Source organism: Bradyrhizobium barranii subsp. barranii (assembly GCF_017565645.3).
Lineage (GTDB): Bacteria > Pseudomonadota > Alphaproteobacteria > Rhizobiales > Xanthobacteraceae > Bradyrhizobium > Bradyrhizobium barranii.
Window position 1 is genome coordinate 10455762 of record NZ_CP086136.1, and the last position, 20642, is coordinate 10476403.

The window sequence follows — 20642 nt, forward strand, 5'->3', positions numbered from 1 at the left end:
CGGTCAGGTCTCTTTCGACTCGTCGATGATGCTGACATGGGCGGCGACGACGCGCCAGCCCTCCGGGAAGCGAATCCAGGTCTGCATCTGCCGGCCGACCTTGCCGGGAGCCGTATCGCGATAGAACAGGGTGGAGGCCACGGCCGTATCGCGGCCGTAGCTGGTGATCACGGTTTTCGCGGTGCGGCGGTTGAGGCCCACTGGCGAACGTCCGGCGCGGAAGCCGGAGATCGCCTCATAGCCGTAGAGGTTCTCACCGATGCCATAGCGCAGCGTGCGGGGATCGTTGCGGAAGAGCTCGCCGAGCACGGCGACGTCGTTCGTGATCAGCGCCTGCTCATAGTGCTCGAACGCGGCTTTGACTTCCGCGATCACCTCGGGGAGATCGATCTCCATTTTAAATCCCTCTCAAAGTCCCCTTGGCGACGGCGCGGAGACCACGCCCATCTTCTCCAATGCGTGCGCGACGCGCAGCGCGATATCCTCGCGCCAGGGCGCGGCGATGATCTGCACGCCGATCGGCAGCGGCTCGAGCGGCACCGGCACGGCGACGACCGGCAACCCGATAAACGAGATCGGCTGGGTGTGGATGCCGATATTGGCGCGAACCGGCAACTCGACGCCGTCGAGCGTGAAATTCACCTGGCCGAGCTTCGGCGCGGTGCAGGGCGTGGCCGGTGCAATCAGCACGTCGACGGATTTGAAGATCTCGGCGAGCTGCGCGCGATACCAGCGGCGGAATTTTTGCGCGCGGTCGACCAGCGGCGCCGGCACCATCGCGCCGGCGATCAGCCGATCGCGCACGGCGGGATCGAAATCGTTCGGGCGCTTGCGCAGGCGATCGAGATGCAGCGAGGCTCCTTCGGTGGTGGTGATGACATAGGCGGCCGCGCGGGCGCGCGAGGCTTCGGGCACGTCAACGATCTTCGTCGCGCCGAGCGCCTTGGCGACGCGGCTGACGGCTTCGACGGCCTCGGGAAACACGTTGTTCTGAAAGTGTCCGCCGGCAATCGCAATGCGCAGGTCCGACACCGGATTGGCGAGCAGCGGCAGCGTCGGCTCCAAGCCACGTGTGGTGCAGGCGGCATCGTCCGCATCCGGTCCCTGCATCGCGTCATAGGCGAGCGCGAGATCGGTCGCCGAGCGCGCGAACGGGCCGAGATGATCGAGGCTCGCGACGAACGGGAACGAGCGCGCCCGCGACAGCCGGCCATAGGTCGGCTTCAGACCAAAGATGCCGCAGAAGGAGGACGGCACGCGGATCGAACCATTGGTGTCCGAGCCGAGTGCGATCGGCACCAGCGCGCCGCCGACGGCGCTCCCCGAGCCACCGGACGAGCCGCCGGTCATCCGGGTCGTGTCATGCGGATTGCGCGAGGGACCGTCATGGACGTTCGCGCCGGTGAAGTCGTAGGCGTATTCGCCCATGTTGAGCGCGCCGACGAGCACGGCACCGGCAGCTTCCATGCGCTCGATCAGCGTGGCGTCGCGCTTGGCCGGCGCGAGGTCGCGGTTGATCTTCGAGCCGGCCCGCGTCGGAAGGCCGGCAACGTCGAACAGGTTCTTCACCGCGAACGGCACGCCGGCGAGCGGGCCGACCTCCTTGCCCGCCGCGATGTCGGCGTCGATCGCACGCGCCTTCGCACGGGCGCGATCGGCGGTGACGTCGGTGAAGGAATTGAGGACGGTGTCGTGCTGCTTGATGCGCGCAAGCGCGGCTTCAGTGGCATCGAGTGCCGACATCTTGCCGCCGGCCACAGCCTTCGCGATGTCCGCAGCCGTCATTTCTGGCTTGGTAGTCATGGCGGGGTCAGACCGTGAAGATCGGCGCGGGCTCGGTCTCGTCCGGCAGCGCGAATTCGTCGACCAGTCGGCCAAGCCGCAGCGAGACTTCGAGATTGGCGCGCACCGCCGGCCTCCAGGCCTCCTCGACCGGCAGCGCCAGCGCTTTCGATACGGCGTCGATATAGTCGTCCAGCGGCTCGGCCATCACGCTCCCAAACAATCTCTCAGTGCACTCTTAGTGGACCTGCAACGGCGGATGCGGGATCGCCGTCAGCAGCTCCTTGGTGTAGTCGTCCTGCGGATCGCTGAGGACTTTTTCGGAAGAGCCCTCTTCGACGATTCGACCTGTCCGCATGACAATGACACGATCGCACAACAAGCGCACTACGTTCAAATCATGCGAGACGAACAGATAACTCATGCCTAGCCGCGCCTTGAGGTCCTGGAGCAGGTTCAGGACCACGGCCTGGACCGAGACGTCCAGCGCCGCGGTCGGCTCGTCCAAGATGACGAGTTTTGGATGCAGCGCGATGGCGCGCGCGATGCCGACGCGGGCCTTCTGGCCGCCGGAGAGCTGGTGCGGAAACCGATCCAGCAGATTGTGCGGCAGCCCGACCATGGTCGCGAGTTCCTCGCAGCGCGTTCGCAGCGCGTCGCGGCCCCTGATGTCGCCGAGCTGCATAATGGGGTCGGCGATGGCGCGGGCGGCGGTGAAACGCGGGTTGAGGCTGTCGGTCGGGTCCTGGAACACCATCTGGATGCGGCTGCGCTGCGGCAGCCGGGCGAAGGACGCCGGCTGGATAGCGCCGATATCCTCGCCGTCGAACTGGATCAGGCCCGAGGTCTGATCCAGCAGCCGCATCACCATCATCGACGTCGTCGATTTGCCGCAGCCGGACTCGCCGACGAGGCCGACGCTCTCGCCATGGCCGATGGAGAGGCTGATGCCGTCGACGGCGCGGAAGACGTCCGGCTCCACCGGCGGCTTGCGGCCGAACAGTTTTCCGAGCGTGGCCGTGGCGCCCTGGCGGGGGTATTCCTTGACGAGCTTTTCGATGAGGAGGAGGGGCGTCTTCTCCCTCTCCCCGCTTGCGGGGAGAGGGGGGCTCTCCGCGAGCACGGTGCTGGGAGAGCCCCCCTCACCCGCCGCACTTCGTGCGTCGGCCTCTCCCCGCGTGCGGGGAGAGGCGAAGGCAGCGGCCTCCTCTTCAGGCAGCAAGTCTCGCAGCGACACGCCGAGCCGCGGCGTCGCGCGCATCAGCTTCTTGGTGTAGGGGTGCTGCGGGTTGGCGAAGATATCGGCGGCTTTCGCGGTCTCGACGACGCGGCCCTTTTCCATCACCACGACGCGGTCGCAATAGGCTGCGGCCAAACCCAGATCATGCGTGATCAGGATGGTGGACATCGCCTTGCGCTTGGTCAGCTCGACGATCAGGTCCATCACCGCCTTCTGGGTGGTAACGTCGAGGCCGGTGGTCGGCTCGTCCGCGATCAGGAGCTGCGGATTGCAGGCGAGCGCGAGCGCGATGACGACGCGCTGGCACATGCCGCCTGACAGCTCGAACGGATAAGCGTGGTAGCGCTCGCGCGGGCGGGCGATCTTAACCTGCTCCAGCGCCTCGATCGCCTTCTCGCCGTGATCGCCAACCTGCGCCTGCTGCACATGGGTGCGCAGCACGTCCTCGATCTGATCGCCGACTTTCCGGATCGGGTTCAGTGCCGCGCGCGGGTTCTGGAAGATCATCGAGACTTCGCGGCCGCGCAGATCGCGCATCTCGTCTTCGGTCGCGGCCTTCACGTCGATGCCGGAAAACATGACCGAGCCCTCAGCGATCCGCCCCGCCCGGTCGAGGATGCGCATCACGGCGTAGGACGTCACCGACTTGCCCGAGCCGGACTCGCCGACGATGGCGAGCGTCTCGCCCTTGGCGACGGAAATGTTGACGTGCTGCACCGCTTTGACGATGCCGCGGCGGGTGGTGAATTCGACCGTGAGGTCCTGGACGTCGAGCAGGGGCTGGGCGGTCATGAGGGCCTCCCGATCAAAAATGGCGAAAACAACCCCATGCACAGTAGAATGGGGTTGGAATCATTGGGGAATTTCGGCGGGAAATTTGAGCGTGAGGGGCGCGCATAGGCCTCTCGCTCCCTCCCCTCTTGCGGGGGAGGGTTGAGGAGAGGGGTAGCCCCGGGAGAGGTCGGAGTTCGTGGCTACCCCTCTCCCTGCCCTCGAGAGCGAGCTTTGCTCGCCTCGGACCCCGCAAGGGGGGAGGGAATGAGAGAGCAGTGCCCGCCTCACATGTGAGCCTCGCCTGGCTCGCTGCGAACTTGGAAACCATCATCACGTCCTCCGCTGCGGGTCGACGATGTCGCGGAGGCCGTCGCCGAGGAGGTTGAAGCAGAACACGGCGATCATCAGCGCGAGGCCGGGGAATAGCGCGATCCACCACTCGCCCGACACCATGAAGCCCGCGCCCTCGGCGACCATGATGCCCCATTCGGCGGTCGGCGGGCGGACGCCGAGGCCGATGAAGGAGAGGCCCGCGGCGTTGAGGATGGCGTACCCCATGGTCAGCGACATCTGCACAATCATGATCGGCATGATGTTCGGGAGAATATGCACGAGCAGGATGCGGAATTCGCCGTTGCCGGAGAGCCGCGCGGCCTGCACGAAGCCGGCGTTGCGGCGGACATTGGCTTCGGCGCGCGCGACGCGGGCGTAGAGCGGGAAGTTCACGATGGCCGTGGCCAGGATGATGTTCTGCACGGTGTTGCCGAGGGCTGCGACAATGCCCATCGCCAGCACGAACAACGGAAACGCCATGATGGTATCGGCGATGCGGCCAACGATGCGGTCGGTCCAGCCGCCGAAATAGCCGGCCGCGATACCGGCAAGCCCGCCCATCAGGAACACCAGCACGACGGATGCGACCGCGATGAACGTATCGAGCCGTGTCGCCACGACGACGCGGCTAAAAATGTCGCGGCCGAGCTGGTCGGTGCCGAACCAGTGCGCCATCGACGGCGGCTTCAGCGCCGCCGCGGTATCGGAAGCGAGCGGATCATACGGCACCACATAGGGACCGAAGATCGCGGCAATAAGGATCACGATGAGCAGCGCGAAGGCGAAGCCCGTGACCTTGTTCTCGCCGAGGACATAGCGGGTCTGTTCGAGGATCGCGACCAGCCCTGATGTCCGCGCGGGACCGACGGGTTCAACAGCAGGCGCAACGGAGCTCATGATTTAGCCCTCCAACCTGACACGCGGATCGATCACGCCGTACAGAATATCGATCACGAGATTGAGCAGCACGTACATGACCGCCATGGTCAGCACAAAACCTTGCACCGGCGCGAAGTCGGACGAGATCAGCGCTTCCACCGCGTAGGAGCCGATGCCGGGCCAGGCGAACACTTTTTCCACCAGCACGTTGGCCCCTAGCAGGAACGAGAACACCATACTGAGCGTGGTGATCACGGGCAGCATCGCATTGCGGAACGCGTAGGTGATGATGACGGTCGACGGCGACAGTCCGCTGGCGCGGGCCGTCCGCACGAACTCCGACGACAACACCGCCAGCATCGAGGCGCGCGTCATGCGCGCGATCGGCGCCAACGAGAAGATCGCCAGCGTCGTCGCCGGCAGGATGAGCTGGCTCAGCGCGGAGCGGAACGCCTCGAAGTCGCGCGCGATCAGGGTGTCGATCAGATAGAAGCCGGTCACCGTGGGCGGCGCGCTGTAGAATACGTCGAGACGGCCGAGCGGCGCCGGCGACCAGCCGAGCCGGAAATAGAAGACGTAGACCAGCACGAGGCCGGTGAAGAACACGGGTAACGACACGCCCGCCGTCGTCGTGACACGGCAGAGATGGTCGCCCCATGATCCCGGTCGCGTCGCCGCCAGCACGCCGAGCGGAATGGCGATCACGACCGAAACGATGAGGCCGAGCAGCGTCAGCTCGGCGGAAGCCGGCAGGCGATTGCGGATTTCGGCCGCGACCGGCTGTCCCGTGGTGAGCGAGTTGCCGAAATCGCCATGGGCGAGGTCGTTGGTGTAGCGGAAGAACTGCTCGATCAGCGGCTTGTCGAGGCCAAGCTTCTTGCGGATCTGCTCAACGGCTTCCTTGGTCGCTGCGGGACCGGCGAAGTACGCCGCCGGGTCGCCCGGCAACGCACGCGTCAGCAGGAAGGTGACGATGACGACCCCGATCAGCGAGGGAATCGCGAACATCAGGCGCTTGCCGATCATGGTCAGCATGGGGTGCTCCTGCACGTATTGCGCACGCTGCTCGCCGCGCACACCGCTGCGCCCCCTCTCCCAAGCAGCCGGGGTCTACCCCGGTTGCGCATCGCTAATTTGCGCAAGTCGGGCAAGCCCGACTTGCGATGGGAGAGGGTTGGGGTGAGGGGTAGCCCCGAGCGAGATCGGAGTTCGTGGCTACCCCTCACCCGTCTCGCCGCTACGCGGCGAGCCACCCTCTCCCACAAGGGGAGAGGGAATGAGAGAGTTGCGCTCACCTCACTCGACCAAGACACCCAGAGAGACGCGGCCGTGTCGCGCGCGCTCATGACCGCTCACCCCTTCGCCAGCGCGCGGTAATCCAGCCTCCGGTGGAACCAGTATTGGTAGCCGCTGATGTTCTTCTGCATCGCGACGTTGACGAAGGGCTGGTACAGCGGGATGCGCGGGATGTCGGTGAAAGCGAGATCGACGAAGCCCTTCACGTCGGCATCGTAGGTCGCAGTGTCGCCGGTCGCCGCCGCCGTGCGGGCGCCGTCGATCAGCTTGTCCATCTCCGCCGACTTGTAGCTCATGGTGTTGAAGACGGAATTGTTGCCGTGATAGCACCAGTAGAAGAAGTATTCGGGGTAATCGAGCCAGCCCGAGAACACGTTGGTGAAGAGCGGCATCTCCTTCTTGTTCAGCTCGGTGCGCCAGTTGGCGCCGGGCACCTTGTTGATGGTGGTCTTGATGCCGATCTGCGCGAGTGACTCCTGCACCAGCACGCAGAGCGGCTCGTTGACGCCGGCAAAATTCAGGTCGAACGAGATCGTGGTCTCGAAGCCGTTGGCGAGGCCCGCCTCCGCCATCAGCGCTTTCGCCTTCTCGATGTCGGTGTTGTATTTGTGCGGCTGCGGCCAGGCGACTTCGGTCGGCTTGTCCTTCGGCGCGCCGAACATCGGGTTGGCGAGGCCAAACATCACCGCGTCCATGATCTTCTGATAGGGCAGCGCATAGGCGACCGCCTGACGCACCTTGGGATTGTCGAAGGGCGGCTTGGTGACGTTCATGCCGATATACTGGATGCCGTTGGAGAACGGCAGCGACACGACGTTGAGCTTGCCGTTCGCCTTCATCTCCTGAAAGTCCTTGTTGGGCAGCTCGTAGGAGATGTCGGCGTCGCCGCGCTCCAGCAGCGCGCGGCGGTTGCCGGCCTGCGGCACCATGCGCCAGATCACGCGCTTGATCTTCGGCAGGGGACCGCAGACCCAATCCTCGTTGCGCTCCATGATGACTTCGGTGCCGGCGGTCCACTTCGTCACCTTGTAGGCGCCGGAGCCCGCGGTCTGCTGCTTGGTGAATTCGAGACCCCAGGGGTCCTTCTCGCTGGCGTTCTTCTTCACCAGCTCGGAGTTGACGATGCAGGGCACGATGACCGCGAGATCGGGGATCGTGAGCTTGTCCTTCTTCAGGAAGTCCACGCGCACGGTGGTGTCGTCGATCACGACGAACTGCTCCGGCTTGGTCAGCGAGCCCGCGCTCATCTGGAAGGTCGGGAAGCCGCCGACGCTGACGGCGCGGTCAAGCGACCACTTCACGTCCTTGGCGGTGACAGGCGTGCCGTCGTGGAATTTGGCGTTCTTGCGCAGCTTGAAGGTGACCGACATGTCGTCGATCTTCATGTCCTCGGCTAGTTCGCCCTTGAACTTGTCGCGGTCGTAATAGGGCACGCCGCCGGGGCCGACTTTCATCTCGTGGCTGATGAGGCGGTCGTAGCAATTCCACGACACTTCATAGCCGGGCACGTTGGTGCCGACCCCGTGGATGTCGAGATTGTTCGGGCCGCCTTCCGAGACGATCAGCAGCGTCTCCGAGCGCGCATCGGCATAGGCGGTGGAGATGACCTGTGGCATCGCCGGAAGCGCCGCGCCTGCGGCCAATCCGGACACGGACTTGAGGAAATCGCGGCGCTTCATGAAAATGCTCCAACGCAAAAGTTTCTGGTTGGAACAGGGATTCGCAAGGTTCGTGCCAGCGCTTAATGGGATCTTAATTTCCAGATAAAACGTTGATTCCAATCGATATTTTTTGGATTTCGGCGGCTGATCGCCTTTTGGGCAAGCCGGTCAATTGCATACAAAGATGCGATTCTGCTCCAAAAATAAGCTGAGCAGGAGGTCGCAGATGGCCTGGGCGGTTCAGCCCGACCAGATCAGATCCTGGAGTTCGACGAGATCGTTCGCCCTGTCCTGCCAACCATCGATACAGACGTGGCTGTTGAGGTCGCTGGCGCGGTGCAGCAGCATCAGCGCCATCAGCCGGCGCTTCAGTGCGAAATCCAGCTTCGCATAGCCAAAGCCCTCGAGCAGGCTGCGCACCCTCCCCGGCCGGCCCGCCGCCATGAAGGCGCCGGGGCCGAGCAGATCGTAGTCGCGCCATCCTGTCAGCACGTCGCCGAAGTCGAACAGGCCCGCGAGCGACCATTGATCGTCATGACAGGCGAGCAGGAAGTTCTGAGGGATATATTCGCCGACAAGGATCACCGGCGGCGCATCCATCGGGATCAGTTTTGCAGCGTCACGCAGGAGATCGTCGAGGCCTTCGAGGAATTTCGGTGCAAGGCCGAGGCGCATGTGCCGCGCCCTGCAGCCTTGCATCTGGGCGCGCATGAACGCATCCCAGCGCGGCTCGATCTCCACCAGCGATCCAAGCGGCGCGCGCTGCACGGCGGCGATGGTCTCGCCGATCTGCCGCAGCAGGCGCTCCTTCTGCGCTTCGGCCAATTGCGGCCACACCTCCGAGCCGAGCGTGCCGGCAAGGCGCGTGATGGCGAGATAGGGCCAGCCATCGCGCTCACCCTCCGCGACGATCTCCGGGATCGGCAGATGAAGGCGGCCGGCAAGCTGCGCCAGCGACCCGCGTTCGGAGACGAATTGCGCGCGCAACAGCGGCGGGAAGATTTTCAGGATCAGCTTCTCACTGAGGCCGACGACGAGATTGGTGCCGGTCGCAAACACGTGCGGCGAACTGGTATCGAGACCATGGCTGCGCGCGATGTCGATCGCAATTCCCAGCCATTGCCGTGGATCAGAGCGAAAGGCGAGAAAGCTGTCCGCGTCGGTGAAGTGAGGTAGTTTCATCGACATCGCAACCTTATGCATTTGAGTTCGTCATGCCCCGGCTTGTCCCGGGCATCCACGTTCTTCGTGCTGCGGCCAAGGCGTGGATGGCCGGGACATAGGCGAGCTAAGCGACGCCGTCCTTCGGACGACTATGCCCGGCCATGACGCTGTGGGAAGGTCTCGCACTCTAATGCCGAGCTTCCGCCCGCCGTTACCGGTCCGGGCTGGCGCGCTCGAACTGGCGCAGCAGCTTGTTGCCGCGCTCGACCGCGGCATCGAGCGCAGCCTGCGCGCCCTTCTGGCCGGCGAAGGCCTGCTCCAGCTCGTCCTCGATGGCGCCGCGGATCAGCACGAAGGAGCCGAGCCGGATGCCCTTCGAGTTGTCCGTCGGCTGATGCAGCGTGATCTCCTCGAACGAGATCGCGGAGCCCGGATTGCGCTCGTAAAAACCCTGCGCGCGCGTCAGCTCGAAGGCGGCGCGGGTGATCGGCAGATAGCCGGTGTTCTGGTGCCAGGCGGCCTGCACGCCGGGCTGCGACAGATAGGCGAAGAACCGCGCCACGCCCTTGTATTCCGCGCGCGGGCGGTCGCGCAGCACCCACAGCGTGGCGCCGCCGATGATCGAATTCTGCGGCGCGTTCTTCACATCGGGCCAGTACGGCATCATGCCGTAGCCGATATCGAACTTCGAATTCGCCTTGATGTCGGCCCGCGTCGCCGAGGAGCCGATGAAGATGCCGCATTCGCCCTTCTGGAAGCGCGGCTCGGCCGACTGCCCGCGGCCGCCGTAATCGAACACCTTGTCCTTCTGCCACTCGGCGAGCTGGGCGATGTGTTGCACGACGACCGGGTTGTTGATGGTCAGCTCGGCATCCAGCCCCGCAAAGCCATTGGTCCGCGTCGCGAGCGGCAGATTGTGGAAGGCGGAGAAATTCTCGATGTGGATCCAGGACGGCCAGGAGGTGGTGAAGCCGCACACAGCGCCGCGCTCGCGCAGGCGTTTTGCGGCAAGCCCAAGCTCGGGCCATGTCTTCGGCGGCGTCTCCGGATCGAGGCCCGCGTCGCGGAACATGGTCTTGTTGTAATAGAGGATCGGCGTCGAGGAATTGAACGGGAAGGACAACAGATTGCCGGCCGCATCGGTGTAATAGCCGGAGACTGCGGGAAGGTAATCGCCCAGCGAGAACGGCTCGTTCATGTCCCGCATCATGGTGAACACGGGATAGATCGCGCCCTTGGCCGCGGTCATGGTGGCGGTCGCGACCTCGTTGACCTGGACGATCGCCGGTTGGCTGCGCGAGCGGAAGGCGAAGATCGCCGCCGTCACCGTCTCGGTGTAGTTGCCCTTGTAAGCAGGCACGATGCGGTAATCGGACTGCGAGGCGTTGAAGTCGGCGGCGAGCTTCTCGAGCTGCCGGCCAAGCTCGCCGGACATGGCGTGCCACAGCGCGATGTCGGTTGCGGCGCGCGCCTGAAGAGGCATTGCGAGGACGATGAAAGCGGCGAGGATCCGCAAAAGACTCGATGCTGAAATCACGATGGCTCTTCCCGTGTCGCGCGGCAAAGGCGACCGTACCTGCTTAAGGCGCGGCATTTCCTGTTTCAACCGGGAATGAACGGCGGCCGCGCCGTACAATCGCTCCGCCGGGTGCGGCGGGATGGCCTTCCCTCAACCATCTGCTAGATTGCATTGAACCTTTTTGCTTCGCCATAGACTCCACCACTGAGGGGTTGAGTGTGCCAGTGCTGAACCGTGCCGAACTCACGCGGACCGGGGTGATCTTCGTCGCGCTTCTGCTCGCGGTCTGCGCGACGAGCGCTGCTGCGCGCGAATTCCGCGCCGCCGACACCCAGGCCGAGGATTACCCGACCGTCCAGGCGCTGCGCTACATGGGCGCGCTGATTGCCGAGCGCACCGGCGGCCGGCACGAGATCAAGGTGTTCCACTCCCGTCAGCTCGGCGAAGAGAAGGAGACCATCGAGCAGACCAGGGTCGGCGCGATCGACCTCAACCGGACCAATGTGGCGCTGATCGGCAACTTCGTCCCGGCGATGAACGTGCTCGCCATGCCGTTCCTGTTCCGGTCCATCGAGCACATGCAGAAGGTGCTGGACGGGCCGATCGGCAGCGAGATCCTCGGCAGTTTCGAGCCCTACGGCTTCGTCGGGCTCGCCTTCTACGATTCCGGCGCGCGGTCGATCTACAACGGCGTCCGTCCGATACGGACTGTCGCCGACCTCAGGGGATTGCGGATCCGGGTGCAGCAGTCGGAGTTGATGAGCGAGATGATTCGCTCGCTCGGCGCCGAGCCGGTCGAGATGCCCTATGGGCAGGTGCTCACCGGGCTTGCCAACCATCTGATCGACGGCGCCGAAAACAACTGGCCATCTTTCGTGACGACAGACCATTACAAACATGCCGGCCACCCCGCGCTCACCGAGCACACGATGAGCCCGGAAGTGCTGGTGATCTCGCTGAAGGCCTGGAAAAGCCTGTCGGCGGACGACCAGCAGATATTCCGCGAGGCCGCGGCTCGCTCCAGCCGGTTCATGCGCGAGAAGTGGCACGACCTCGAGGAGCAGTCGCAGCACAAGGCTGAAGCCGCCGGCATCACGGTCGCCAGGGATATCGACCGCAAGCCGTTCGAGGACGCGATGGCTGCGATCTATGCCAAGGCGGGGCGCGATCCCGCCGCGGCCGCGCTGATCGAACGCATTCGCAAGGTGGAGTGAGCCGCTTGGCTGCACTTGGACACAGCGAGCACGCAGACAGGCCGCCCGGCCCGCTCGGGCGGCTGCGCGCACGCCTGGTCGGGATGCTCCGCGCGGTGCCGATCCGCTGGCGCATCCTGTCGATCGCGGCGCTGAACTCGGCCGTGGTCGTGGTGCTGGTGGGGCTGATCTGGAACGGCACGCAGGTGCTGGGCTCGGCCTGGGGCGACGTCCGCCAGGTGCGAGAATCCGACCGCATCCTGGCGCTGCTCGAAAGCGAGACCGGGCGCCTGCACAATCTGATCCACCGCTACATCAACCAGCCGAGCCCGGACCTGTTCGCCGAGATCCTGCTGCTGCGCGAGGCGGTCCTGGGCACGCTGACCGACCGTGCCGCCAAGGACCCGATGCTGTCAGGCTCGGTCGAGGAGCTGGAGCGCACCACCGACCGCTTCCTCAACGGCTTCGGCGAGCTGCGCAGCGTGCAGGCGACCATCGCCAAGACCTATGAGGAACAGGTGCAGGGCCCGGCCAGGGACATGGCCGGACTCTATTCCATCATCGAAGGCGCCACCGGTCATCGCGACGCGCTGATCTGGCCCTCGCTCGGCAAGTCGCGCGAGGCCTTCACCGCGATGCTGGTCGCGGCGAATTCCTATTATCTCTCGCTCTCGCCGGGCGCCGCTGATGATGCGCGCCGCAACACCGAGACGATCGAGAAGACCATTCCGGTCATGATCGATCTCGCCGACAACGACCTGCAGCGCATGGCCCTACAGCGGCTCGGGACCCGCACCATGGCGCTGCGCGAGGGTTTCGCCAAACTCTCCGAGCAGCTGACGAGCCGCACCGAATTGCTGCGTAACACCATCGACGCCAGCCAGGCCGAGGCGATCGGCGCCATCGACGACCTCTCCACCAAGATGCGCCAGCGCGAGCAGAAGGCGCAGGAGACGTTTGATCGTACCCTGGCCGATATCTCGCGGCGGGTGCTGTCGATCGCGATCTTCCTCGGTATCATCCTCACCGCCGGCGTGCTGATCGCGCTGTCGATCCGCCTGCCGCTGCAGCAGATCATGACCGCGATGCGCGCGATCACGCTCGGCGACCTCGACCGCGAGGTGCAGGGCACCAAGGCTCGCGACGAGGTCGGCGCCATGGCGCGCGCGGTCGAGGTATTCCGCGAGAACGCGATCGCGAAACGCGAGACCGAGGACGAGCTGCGCGCGTCGAAGGAGAAGGCCGAGAGCGCGCTGCTCGAGCTCAACACCGCGCAGCAGAATTTGATCGACGCCGAACGGCTGGCGGCGCTCGGCGGCCTCGTCGCCGGCGTCGCGCACGAGGTCAACAACCCGATCGGCATCAGCCTGACCGTTGCTTCGAGTTTTGCGCGGCGCACCGAGATCTTCGAGGCCCAGCTCAAGGGCGACGGCGGCCTGCGCCGCTCGCAGCTGGAGGAGTTCGTGCAGTCCTCGCGCGACGCCTCGCAGCAGCTCGTCGCCAACCTCACCCGCGCCGGCGAGCTGATCCAGTCGTTCAAGCAGGTCGCGGTCGACCGCTCGCATGCCGAGCGGCGGCAGTTCTCACTCAGCGAAGCCACCGACCAGATCATCGCCAGCCTGCGTCCGGTGCTGAAGCGCTCGCCGATCACGCTCCAGGCCGACGTGCCCGAGGGGCTCCTGCTCGACGGCTATCCAGGCTCCTACGGCCAGATCCTGACCAACCTCTTCCTCAACGCCGCCAACCACGCCTTTGCCGACGGCCGCGCCGGCACGATCACGATCTCGGCGCGGCCGCGCGGGACCGACGACATCGAGATCATCTTCGCCGATGACGGGGCCGGCATGACCCCTGACGTGCAGCGCCAGGCCTTTGACCCATTCTTTACCACCCGGCGCAATGAAGGTGGTACGGGACTCGGCTTGCATATCGTCTATAACCTTGTCACCCAGCAGCTCGGCGGGCGCATGATGCTGGAATCCAAGCTGGGACAAGGCACTACTTTTCGCATTATCATGCCCCGGGTCGCCAAGGGCGGCGCGCAAAGCACAGAGACTGACGGGACTTCTCAATGGCCGAACAGGACGATGTCCTCCACCTGATCGACGATACCGGTACCGCACCGGAGGACCAGAACGCACGGAAGTGGAAGATCGCCGTCATCGACGACGATCCGGCCGTGCATGACGGCACCCGCTTCGCGCTGTCCGACTACAGCCTCAACGGCCAGGGGCTGGAGATCCTCTCCGCCCATTCCGCGGCGGAAGGTCGCAAGCTGATGGCCGCGCATGGCGACATCGCCGCCGTGCTGCTCGACGTCATCATGGAGACGGATGTCGCCGGCCTCGAGCTGGTCGAGTTCATCCGCAACGAGCTCAAGAACGAGACCGTACGTATCATCCTGCGCACGGGACAGCCCGGCCAGGCGCCGGAGCGGCGCGTGATCGTCCAGTACGACATCAACGACTACAAGGCCAAGACCGAGCTCACCGCCGACAAGCTGTTCACCTCGCTGACCGCGGCGCTGCGCTCCTATCAGCAGCTCGAGCGCATGGTGCAGACGCGGCGCGGGCTCGAGATCATCATCGACGCGGCCTCGACGCTGTACGACTTCAAGTCGATGCAGCGGCTCGCCGAGGGCGTGCTGACCCAGCTCGCCTCGCTGCTCAATGTCGATTGCGCCGGCATACTGGTGCTGCGCGACAATGGCGGCGTGGACCCCGAGCTCTCCGTGCTCGCCGGCAGCGGCTGCTACAGCCGCTTCATCGGCACGACCTCGTCGAAGGCGCTCGACCCCGATCTGCGGACGATGGTGGAAGCCGCGTTCCAGGGCCGCAAGAACGAATTCGCCGACCACCGCAGCGTGATCTATCTGCGGACCGGCTCCGGCCGCGAGGTGGTGGTGCTGCTGCAGGCCGAGCGCGAGCTGTCCGAGACCGACCGCTCGCTGGTCGAGATCTTCTCCAGCCGGCTCTCGATCGCCTTCGACAACGTCATCCTCTACCAGCAGCTCCAGGACGCCAACACGCAGCTCGAGGACCGCGTCGCCCAGCGTACCCGCGCGCTGATGCAGGCCAACCGCCGCCTCTCGGCGCAATGGCTGCGGCTGCAGCGCGCCAACGGCTTCAAGAACGAGATTTTGGGCACCGTCGCGCATGACCTCAAGAACCCGCTCGGCGTCATCCTCGGCCGCACCGAGATGCTGAAGGAGCTGATCTCGACCGGCGCCTCGTCCGACGGCGTGGTCGCCCAGGTCGATCACATCCGCGATGCGACGAAGCGCCTGACCACGATGGTCGATCATCTGATCTCCGACGCGATGGCCGATGCCTTCGACATCACTATCCGCCGCGAGCCGGTCGACGTCGCGGCGCTGGTGAAAGAGGTCGCCGACGCCAACCACCCGCTCGCGGTCAACAAGCAGCAGGCGATCAGCGTCACGGCGCCACCCAACATCGTCACCATGTGCGACACCGACCGCATCCGCGAAGCGATCGACAATCTGATCAGCAACGCCATCAAATACAGCCCGATCGGCGGCAGGATCATCGTCGCCGTCACCCATGAGGCCAGCGATACCGTCGTCCGCGTCAGCGACGAGGGCGCCGGCCTGTCGCCGGAGGACCTCGGCCGCCTGTTCGGCCGGTTCCAGCGGCTGTCGGCCAAACCGACCGCGGGCGAGAGCTCGACGGGGCTTGGGCTTTCCATCGTCAAGCGTATTATCGACATGCATGGCGGCGAGGTGACGGCCGAGAGCGACGGTCCCGGCAAGGGATCGACCTTCACCATCACCCTGCCCGCGACCGAGTTGCCGTGATTCGAGTACCGAGATCTGAGTGATATGACCCAAAGCCAGCACATCATGATCGTCGACGACGAGGCCCCGGCCCGGGAGATGGTCGGCGATTACCTCAAGATGCACGGCTTCACCGTGACGCTGTGCGACGGCGGCAAGAGCTTGCGCACCGCGATCGACGGCAGCATGCCCGACCTCGTTGTGCTCGACCTCAACATGCCCGAGGAAGACGGCCTCTCGATCATCCGCGACCTCAAGAGCCGCATCAACGTGCCCGTGATCATGCTGACGGCGACCGCGAGCCCGATCGACCGCGTCGTCGGCCTCGAGCTCGGCGCCGACGATTACGTGGCAAAGCCCTGCGAGCTGCGCGAGCTGATGGCGCGCATCCGCTCGGTGTTGCGGCGGAGCACGCCGGTGAAGGCGGCCGAGACCGCGCCCGCCAAATCGGACAAGGATCAATTGGTGCGCTTCGGCACCAAATGGCTCGACCTCGAAGCGCAGGCCTTGCGCGACGACGAAGGCAACGAGCATCCGCTCACCGCGTCCGAGTTCGGGCTGCTCAAGGTGTTTGCGGCCAATCCGAAGCGCGTGCTGTCGCGCGAACGCCTGCTCGAACTGGCCAATGCGCGCGACGCCGAAGCCTTCGACCGCGCCGTGGATCTGCGCATCATGCGCATCCGCCGCAAGATCGAGCCCGACCCGACCAAGCCGGCCGTGATCCGCACCATCCGCGGCGGCGGCTATCTGTTCTCGCCCGCGGGCGAGAAAGCGTAGCGCGCGCGGCACCTACCGCTGTCGTCCTGGGCTCGCTTCGCGCCCCGGAATGACGGCATGGGTGGCGCGACCGAACGCAAGCCCGGAATTTCGTTCCCGGTTGCCCCGGGGCGCTCCCCAATCCCCACCCCCGTATTTTCCGTACATTGAAATTCCACGGCTTTTCGCCCCGAATGTTTCGTCGCGGCCTGTCCGACGAAACAATTTGGCGGCGCACGAAACCATTTTTCGCTTTTCGTGCAGACGTCCCGAAACGTTCGCTGATTAACACTTTGGTCCAAGGAAACGCCGCTCGGTTGCGGCGCTACGGGGAGCAAGTCAATGCCGAACGTCATCGCCATCAACGCCCAAGCCAGCCAGAGCATCATTGCCGCTCAGGCGACCTCGGACGACATGCTTCTTGAAAGCATTGCGGACGGCAACCGGACGTCCATGCACATCCTCTATTGCCGGCACAATGTGCGGGTTTATCGCTTCATCCTGCGCATCGTGCGTGACGCGACCACGGCGGAAGACCTCGTCAGCCAGGTGTTCCTCGACGTGTGGCGCACGGCAGGCCAGTTCCAGGGCCGCTCGCAGGTCTCGACCTGGCTGCTCTCGATCGCCCGCTTCAAGGCGCTGACCGCGATGCGCCAGCGCCGCTTCGAGGACATCGACCAGGACGACGTGCGCCAGATTCCTGACGATGCCGAGACGCCCGAGACCTCGCTCGACCGCAACGACACCAGCGCCATCCTCCGCGCCTGCGTGCAAAAGCTGTCGCCCGCGCATCGCGAGATCATCAACCTCGTCTACTACCATGAGAAGTCGGTGGAGGAGGTCGGTCAGATCATCGGCATCCCGCAGAGCACGGTGAAGACCCGGATGTTCTATGCCCGCAAGCAGCTGGCCGATTTGCTTAAGGGCGCCGGCGTCGACCGTTTCGCCGCCTAAGACCAAGGATTTCAATGGGATAGGACCGAACTTTCGGCCCTGTCCCCGGACACGGAAGTGTTACCGCCGACGAAATAATTGAAACAAAGCACAACATCAGGCGGAAAAACTTCCCTCCTATAAAGCTCACATACGGTTTCGTTAAACCTCCCAAGACTTCCAGCGACCCGGACGGGATGCCCCCCTCCGGGTCGTTTTGTGTTTGGCGGGCTGAGGCCCATTTTGGCCACCCAAGTGAGGCGGCACCGCTCCATCATTCCCTCCCCCCTTGCGGGGAGGGGCAGGGAGGGGGGGGGGTACCGCACGGGGACTCCCTCGATTTGTCGTGCGCGGCACGATCGAGGCTCGATAGACCTTTCCCGGGGCTACCCCTCTCCCCCCGCCCTCCCCCGCAAGGGGGGAGGGAGCGCACCGGCGCTGTGGCCAACAGGGTTGCCTCGCATTGCCGCCCGGTACGCCCCACACCAGGCAGCCGCCCCTCACGAAGGCGTGACGCCACGTAACAACGCGCGCAGCCATCCCGAACTGCCCTCGTGACCTCCCTCACGAGTGCCCGATGCTCGAACTTGTCTTCGCCGTCCTTGCCGGCATCCTGACCATCGCCGCGCCCTGCACGCTGCCGATGCTGCCGATCCTGCTCGGCGCCTCGATCGGGCGAGCGGGGCACTTGCGGCCCGCGATGATCGCGCTCGGCTTCGTCGTCTCGTTCTCGGCGACCGCGCTGCTGTTGGGTGCGATCACGCGGCTGTTCGATTTCGATCCGAACGTGCTGCGCGAGGCCGCGTCGATCCTGCTGCTCGGCTTCGGCCTGTTGATGCTGTGGCCGGTGCCGTTCGAATGGCTGTCGATCCGGCTCAATGGCTGGCTCGATCTCGGCAATTCCGGCGCCGTGCAGCGCGAGGGCGCGCTTGGCGGCCTCGTGCTCGGCACCACACTCGGCCTGGTCTGGACGCCCTGCGCCGGTCCCGTGCTCGGCTCGATCCTGACGCTGGTCGCGACGTCGAAGAACGCCAGCTGGGCCGGCGTGCTGTTGATTGCCTATGCCATCGGCGCAGCGATTCCGATGCTCGCGATCGCCTATGGCGGACAGGCTGCGACCACGCGCGTGCGCAGCCTCGCGCGGATCTCGCCGCGGCTGCAGCAGGGCTTTGGTGTCGTCGTGATCGCCTTCGCGGTCGCCGCCTATTTCCAGTACGACACGCTGATCGTGGCGTGGCTCACCGGATTCTATCCCACCGGCCAGATCGGCCTGTGATCATCCCTCATCTTCACCGGAGGACGCTTCCATGACTTTCAAACTGCTCGCCGTCTCCGCCGCACTGATCGGCATGGCCGTGACAGGCGCCGTCATCCCCGGCATCTGCGACGAGGCCGCGCGCGCCACCCCTGTCGTCACCGCTGCCGCAAGCCAGCAGACCGCACCTGACTTCACCGGCATCAACACCTGGTTCAACTCGAAACCGCTCAGCATCGCCGACCTCCGCGGCAAGGTCGTGCTGGTCGATTTCTGGACCTATGGCTGCGTCAACTGCGTCAACACGCTGCCGCACGTCACCGACCTCTATGCCAAGTACAAGGACAAGGGCCTCGTCGTGGTCGGCGTGCATACGCCGGAATTCCCGTTCGAGCGCTCCGCCGCCAATGTGCAGGCCGCGCTGAAGCGCCACGGCATCACCTATCCGGTGGCGCAGGATAATGATTCCAAGACCTGGAACGCCTACCAGAACCAGTATTGGCCGACGCAATACATCATCGACCAGACCGGCAAGATCGTGTTCCAGCACGAGGGCGAGGGCCGCTACGACGAGATCGACCGCACCGTGGCAAAGCTGCTGAACGCCAACAGCTGAGGCCGGATCGCCGCTGCCGCCGTTGTTGCTTGACTCCACGGACCCGTCCGTGGAGTTTCCCGAGCGACGGAATCAGCGCCCGCAATGGACGACGCGACCACCAGCACCGACATTCGCCTTCGCGAAGGCGCCTCGATCGCGCAGCGGCTGGTCATGTCCGGCTTTGCGGCCGCCGTGGCGCTGTGCTTCACGCCGGGCCTGTTCACGCACGACACGTTGGAGGTGATCGTCTCGGTGGCCGCGCTCCTCGTCGGAGCAGCGTTCGTCGTCGGCATCATGCTGGCGCCGGCGGTGGTGTGGATCATCACGCCGAACGAGATCCTGATCGGGCAGCAGCGTCCGTTCGGAAAGCTCCGGACCAGGATCGTCGCGAAGGACGATATCAGGGGATTACAGGTTCCCGGCAGCAAGCGGGCGAAAGCCCGTTTCCAGCTGGCCTTCACGCTGGCCTCGGGGGAGCGCCTGACGTCCCCGCCGATCTCCGACGTCACGCATGTTCGCGACACCGTGGCGCGGATCGCCGCACAGTTCGATGTCCCCGATGTCGAGTCACCCGTCAATCCGCTTGATGCGAGCAATCCCGAGATGCGTCTCGGCGAGCCGCTCGAGGCGTTTTCCGCGCGGGACATAAGGATCGTCGCACTGATCGCCGTCGCCTTATCCGCCGCTCCCTACGCCTACAAGCTCTGGCGTGGATGGCCGCCCAGCCATGTCGACATCCTGCTGCTTCCGCTCGGCGCGATCGCCGCATTCGCCGTTTACAGATACGCCAACCTCGTGACCGGCGCGTTCTGGATCATCCGCGAGAGCGATATCCGCGTCGAACGCCTGTGGGGCGACGGCACGCCGCGCGCCGACCATATCGAGGGGCACGACGTGAAGACGATCACCGTCGACCGCCGCGGCCGGTCCGAGGACGAGCACTGCATCGTCACGATCCGATTGCGCTCGGGGCGCCGCTTTCGCAGCCCACGAATCGGGTCGCGGATCGAGGCCCGCGCGGTGGGGACCGAAATCGTCCGGCGGCTCGGGATCGCGGCGGAGAATAACAAGATTTAGCTCTCCCCCGCTTGCGGCGTCGCGATCGCATTTGAAGGCGATCTGACAGAGTCGCCTGCGGCCATCCTTCGAGACGCCCGCCTACGGCGGGCCCTCAGGATGAGGACGGAGTGCGCGGCGACAATTTCGACGGGCTCCGATGCGTCTTAGCCTCATCCTGAGGAGACCGCGAAGCGGTCGTCTCGAAGGACGAGGCGCGCGCTCAGACCGCCGCTAGGAACTCCTGTGCGATCGTCCTCCCCCGCAAGCGGGGGAGGGAGCGCACCACCATTGCCGCGACAATCTAGGCTTTTCGCGCCATCCCCTGTTTGTGGCATTGCCCGGCCTCGTCAAAAAACCAAAGCATTCTCGTGACATACCAGCCGGGCGTGCCATGAACTTGCCAC

General features: G+C 65.1%; 17 protein-coding genes. 8 read left to right on the forward strand and 9 right to left on the reverse strand.

Annotated elements, in window-relative coordinates; genetic code table 11:
* Positions 1 to 3 precede the first annotated feature (3 nt).
* The 9 genes from hpxZ to ugpB all read right to left on the reverse strand — a co-directional run bounded on the left by hpxZ (position 4) and on the right by ugpB (position 10723).
* On the reverse strand, positions 4 to 396 hold the full coding sequence (hpxZ, locus tag J4G43_RS50720; RefSeq protein WP_208083554.1) for an oxalurate catabolism protein HpxZ: 393 nt from the start codon (positions 394 to 396) through the stop codon (positions 4 to 6).
* 12 nt (positions 397 to 408) lie between these two features.
* Positions 409 to 1803 carry an AtzE family amidohydrolase gene (locus tag J4G43_RS50725; protein WP_208083555.1) on the reverse strand — a complete coding sequence of 465 codons (1395 nt, stop codon included), beginning with the start codon at positions 1801 to 1803 and terminating at the stop codon, positions 409 to 411.
* Between the two features lie 7 nt (positions 1804 to 1810).
* Positions 1811 to 1990 carry a DUF4089 domain-containing protein gene (locus J4G43_RS50730; protein ID WP_028148078.1) on the reverse strand — a complete coding sequence of 60 codons (180 nt, stop codon included), beginning with the start codon at positions 1988 to 1990 and terminating at the stop codon, positions 1811 to 1813.
* 30 nt (positions 1991 to 2020) lie between these two features.
* Complete coding sequence (locus J4G43_RS50735) at positions 2021 to 3814, reverse strand: dipeptide ABC transporter ATP-binding protein (protein WP_208083556.1); 1794 nt, start codon at positions 3812 to 3814, stop codon at positions 2021 to 2023.
* A 312-nt stretch (positions 3815 to 4126) separates the two neighbouring features.
* Complete coding sequence (locus J4G43_RS50740; RefSeq protein ID WP_063979948.1) at positions 4127 to 5026, reverse strand: ABC transporter permease; 900 nt, start codon at positions 5024 to 5026, stop codon at positions 4127 to 4129.
* A 3-nt stretch (positions 5027 to 5029) separates the two neighbouring features.
* Positions 5030 to 6043, reverse strand: coding sequence for an ABC transporter permease (locus J4G43_RS50745; RefSeq protein ID WP_208083557.1), 1014 nt, complete (start codon positions 6041 to 6043; stop codon positions 5030 to 5032).
* A gap of 317 nt (positions 6044 to 6360) precedes the next feature.
* A complete protein-coding gene (locus J4G43_RS50750) occupies positions 6361 to 7983 on the reverse strand; it encodes an ABC transporter substrate-binding protein (protein WP_208083558.1) in 1623 nt (540 codons plus the stop codon).
* Positions 7984 to 8205: 222 nt separating this feature from the next.
* Positions 8206 to 9153 (reverse strand): aminoglycoside phosphotransferase family protein, encoded by a 948-nt coding sequence (locus tag J4G43_RS50755; protein WP_208083559.1) that lies wholly within the window; start codon positions 9151 to 9153, stop codon positions 8206 to 8208.
* Between the two features lie 187 nt (positions 9154 to 9340).
* Positions 9341 to 10723, reverse strand: a complete 1383-nt coding sequence (gene ugpB / locus J4G43_RS50760; RefSeq protein ID WP_208083560.1) for a sn-glycerol-3-phosphate ABC transporter substrate-binding protein UgpB — start codon at positions 10721 to 10723, stop codon at positions 9341 to 9343.
* Between the two features lie 143 nt (positions 10724 to 10866).
* Here ugpB and J4G43_RS50765 point away from each other — a divergent pair, with 143 nt between their 5' ends.
* The 8 genes from J4G43_RS50765 to J4G43_RS50800 all read left to right on the forward strand — a co-directional run bounded on the left by J4G43_RS50765 (position 10867) and on the right by J4G43_RS50800 (position 20256).
* Positions 10867 to 11862, forward strand: coding sequence for a TRAP transporter substrate-binding protein (locus J4G43_RS50765; RefSeq protein ID WP_208083561.1), 996 nt, complete (start codon positions 10867 to 10869; stop codon positions 11860 to 11862).
* Between the two features lie 83 nt (positions 11863 to 11945).
* Complete coding sequence (locus J4G43_RS50770; RefSeq protein WP_225005880.1) at positions 11946 to 13943, forward strand: sensor histidine kinase; 1998 nt, start codon at positions 11946 to 11948, stop codon at positions 13941 to 13943.
* Positions 13913 to 15658 carry an ATP-binding response regulator gene (locus J4G43_RS50775; protein WP_208083563.1) on the forward strand — a complete coding sequence of 582 codons (1746 nt, stop codon included), beginning with the start codon at positions 13913 to 13915 and terminating at the stop codon, positions 15656 to 15658. The genes J4G43_RS50770 and J4G43_RS50775 overlap by 31 nt, the downstream gene beginning before the upstream one ends.
* 24 nt (positions 15659 to 15682) lie before the next feature.
* Positions 15683 to 16414, forward strand: a complete 732-nt coding sequence (locus tag J4G43_RS50780; protein WP_028151984.1) for a response regulator — start codon at positions 15683 to 15685, stop codon at positions 16412 to 16414.
* Positions 16415 to 16735: 321 nt separating this feature from the next.
* A complete protein-coding gene (locus J4G43_RS50785) occupies positions 16736 to 17347 on the forward strand; it encodes a sigma-70 family RNA polymerase sigma factor (protein WP_028151983.1) in 612 nt (203 codons plus the stop codon).
* A 556-nt stretch (positions 17348 to 17903) separates the two neighbouring features.
* Positions 17904 to 18602 carry a cytochrome c biogenesis CcdA family protein gene (locus J4G43_RS50790; RefSeq protein WP_208083564.1) on the forward strand — a complete coding sequence of 233 codons (699 nt, stop codon included), beginning with the start codon at positions 17904 to 17906 and terminating at the stop codon, positions 18600 to 18602.
* A gap of 31 nt (positions 18603 to 18633) precedes the next feature.
* On the forward strand, positions 18634 to 19197 hold the full coding sequence (locus J4G43_RS50795) for a thioredoxin family protein (RefSeq protein ID WP_208083565.1): 564 nt from the start codon (positions 18634 to 18636) through the stop codon (positions 19195 to 19197).
* 84 nt (positions 19198 to 19281) lie between these two features.
* Positions 19282 to 20256 (forward strand): hypothetical protein, encoded by a 975-nt coding sequence (locus J4G43_RS50800; RefSeq protein ID WP_208083566.1) that lies wholly within the window; start codon positions 19282 to 19284, stop codon positions 20254 to 20256.
* Positions 20257 to 20642: the final 386 nt, after the last annotated feature.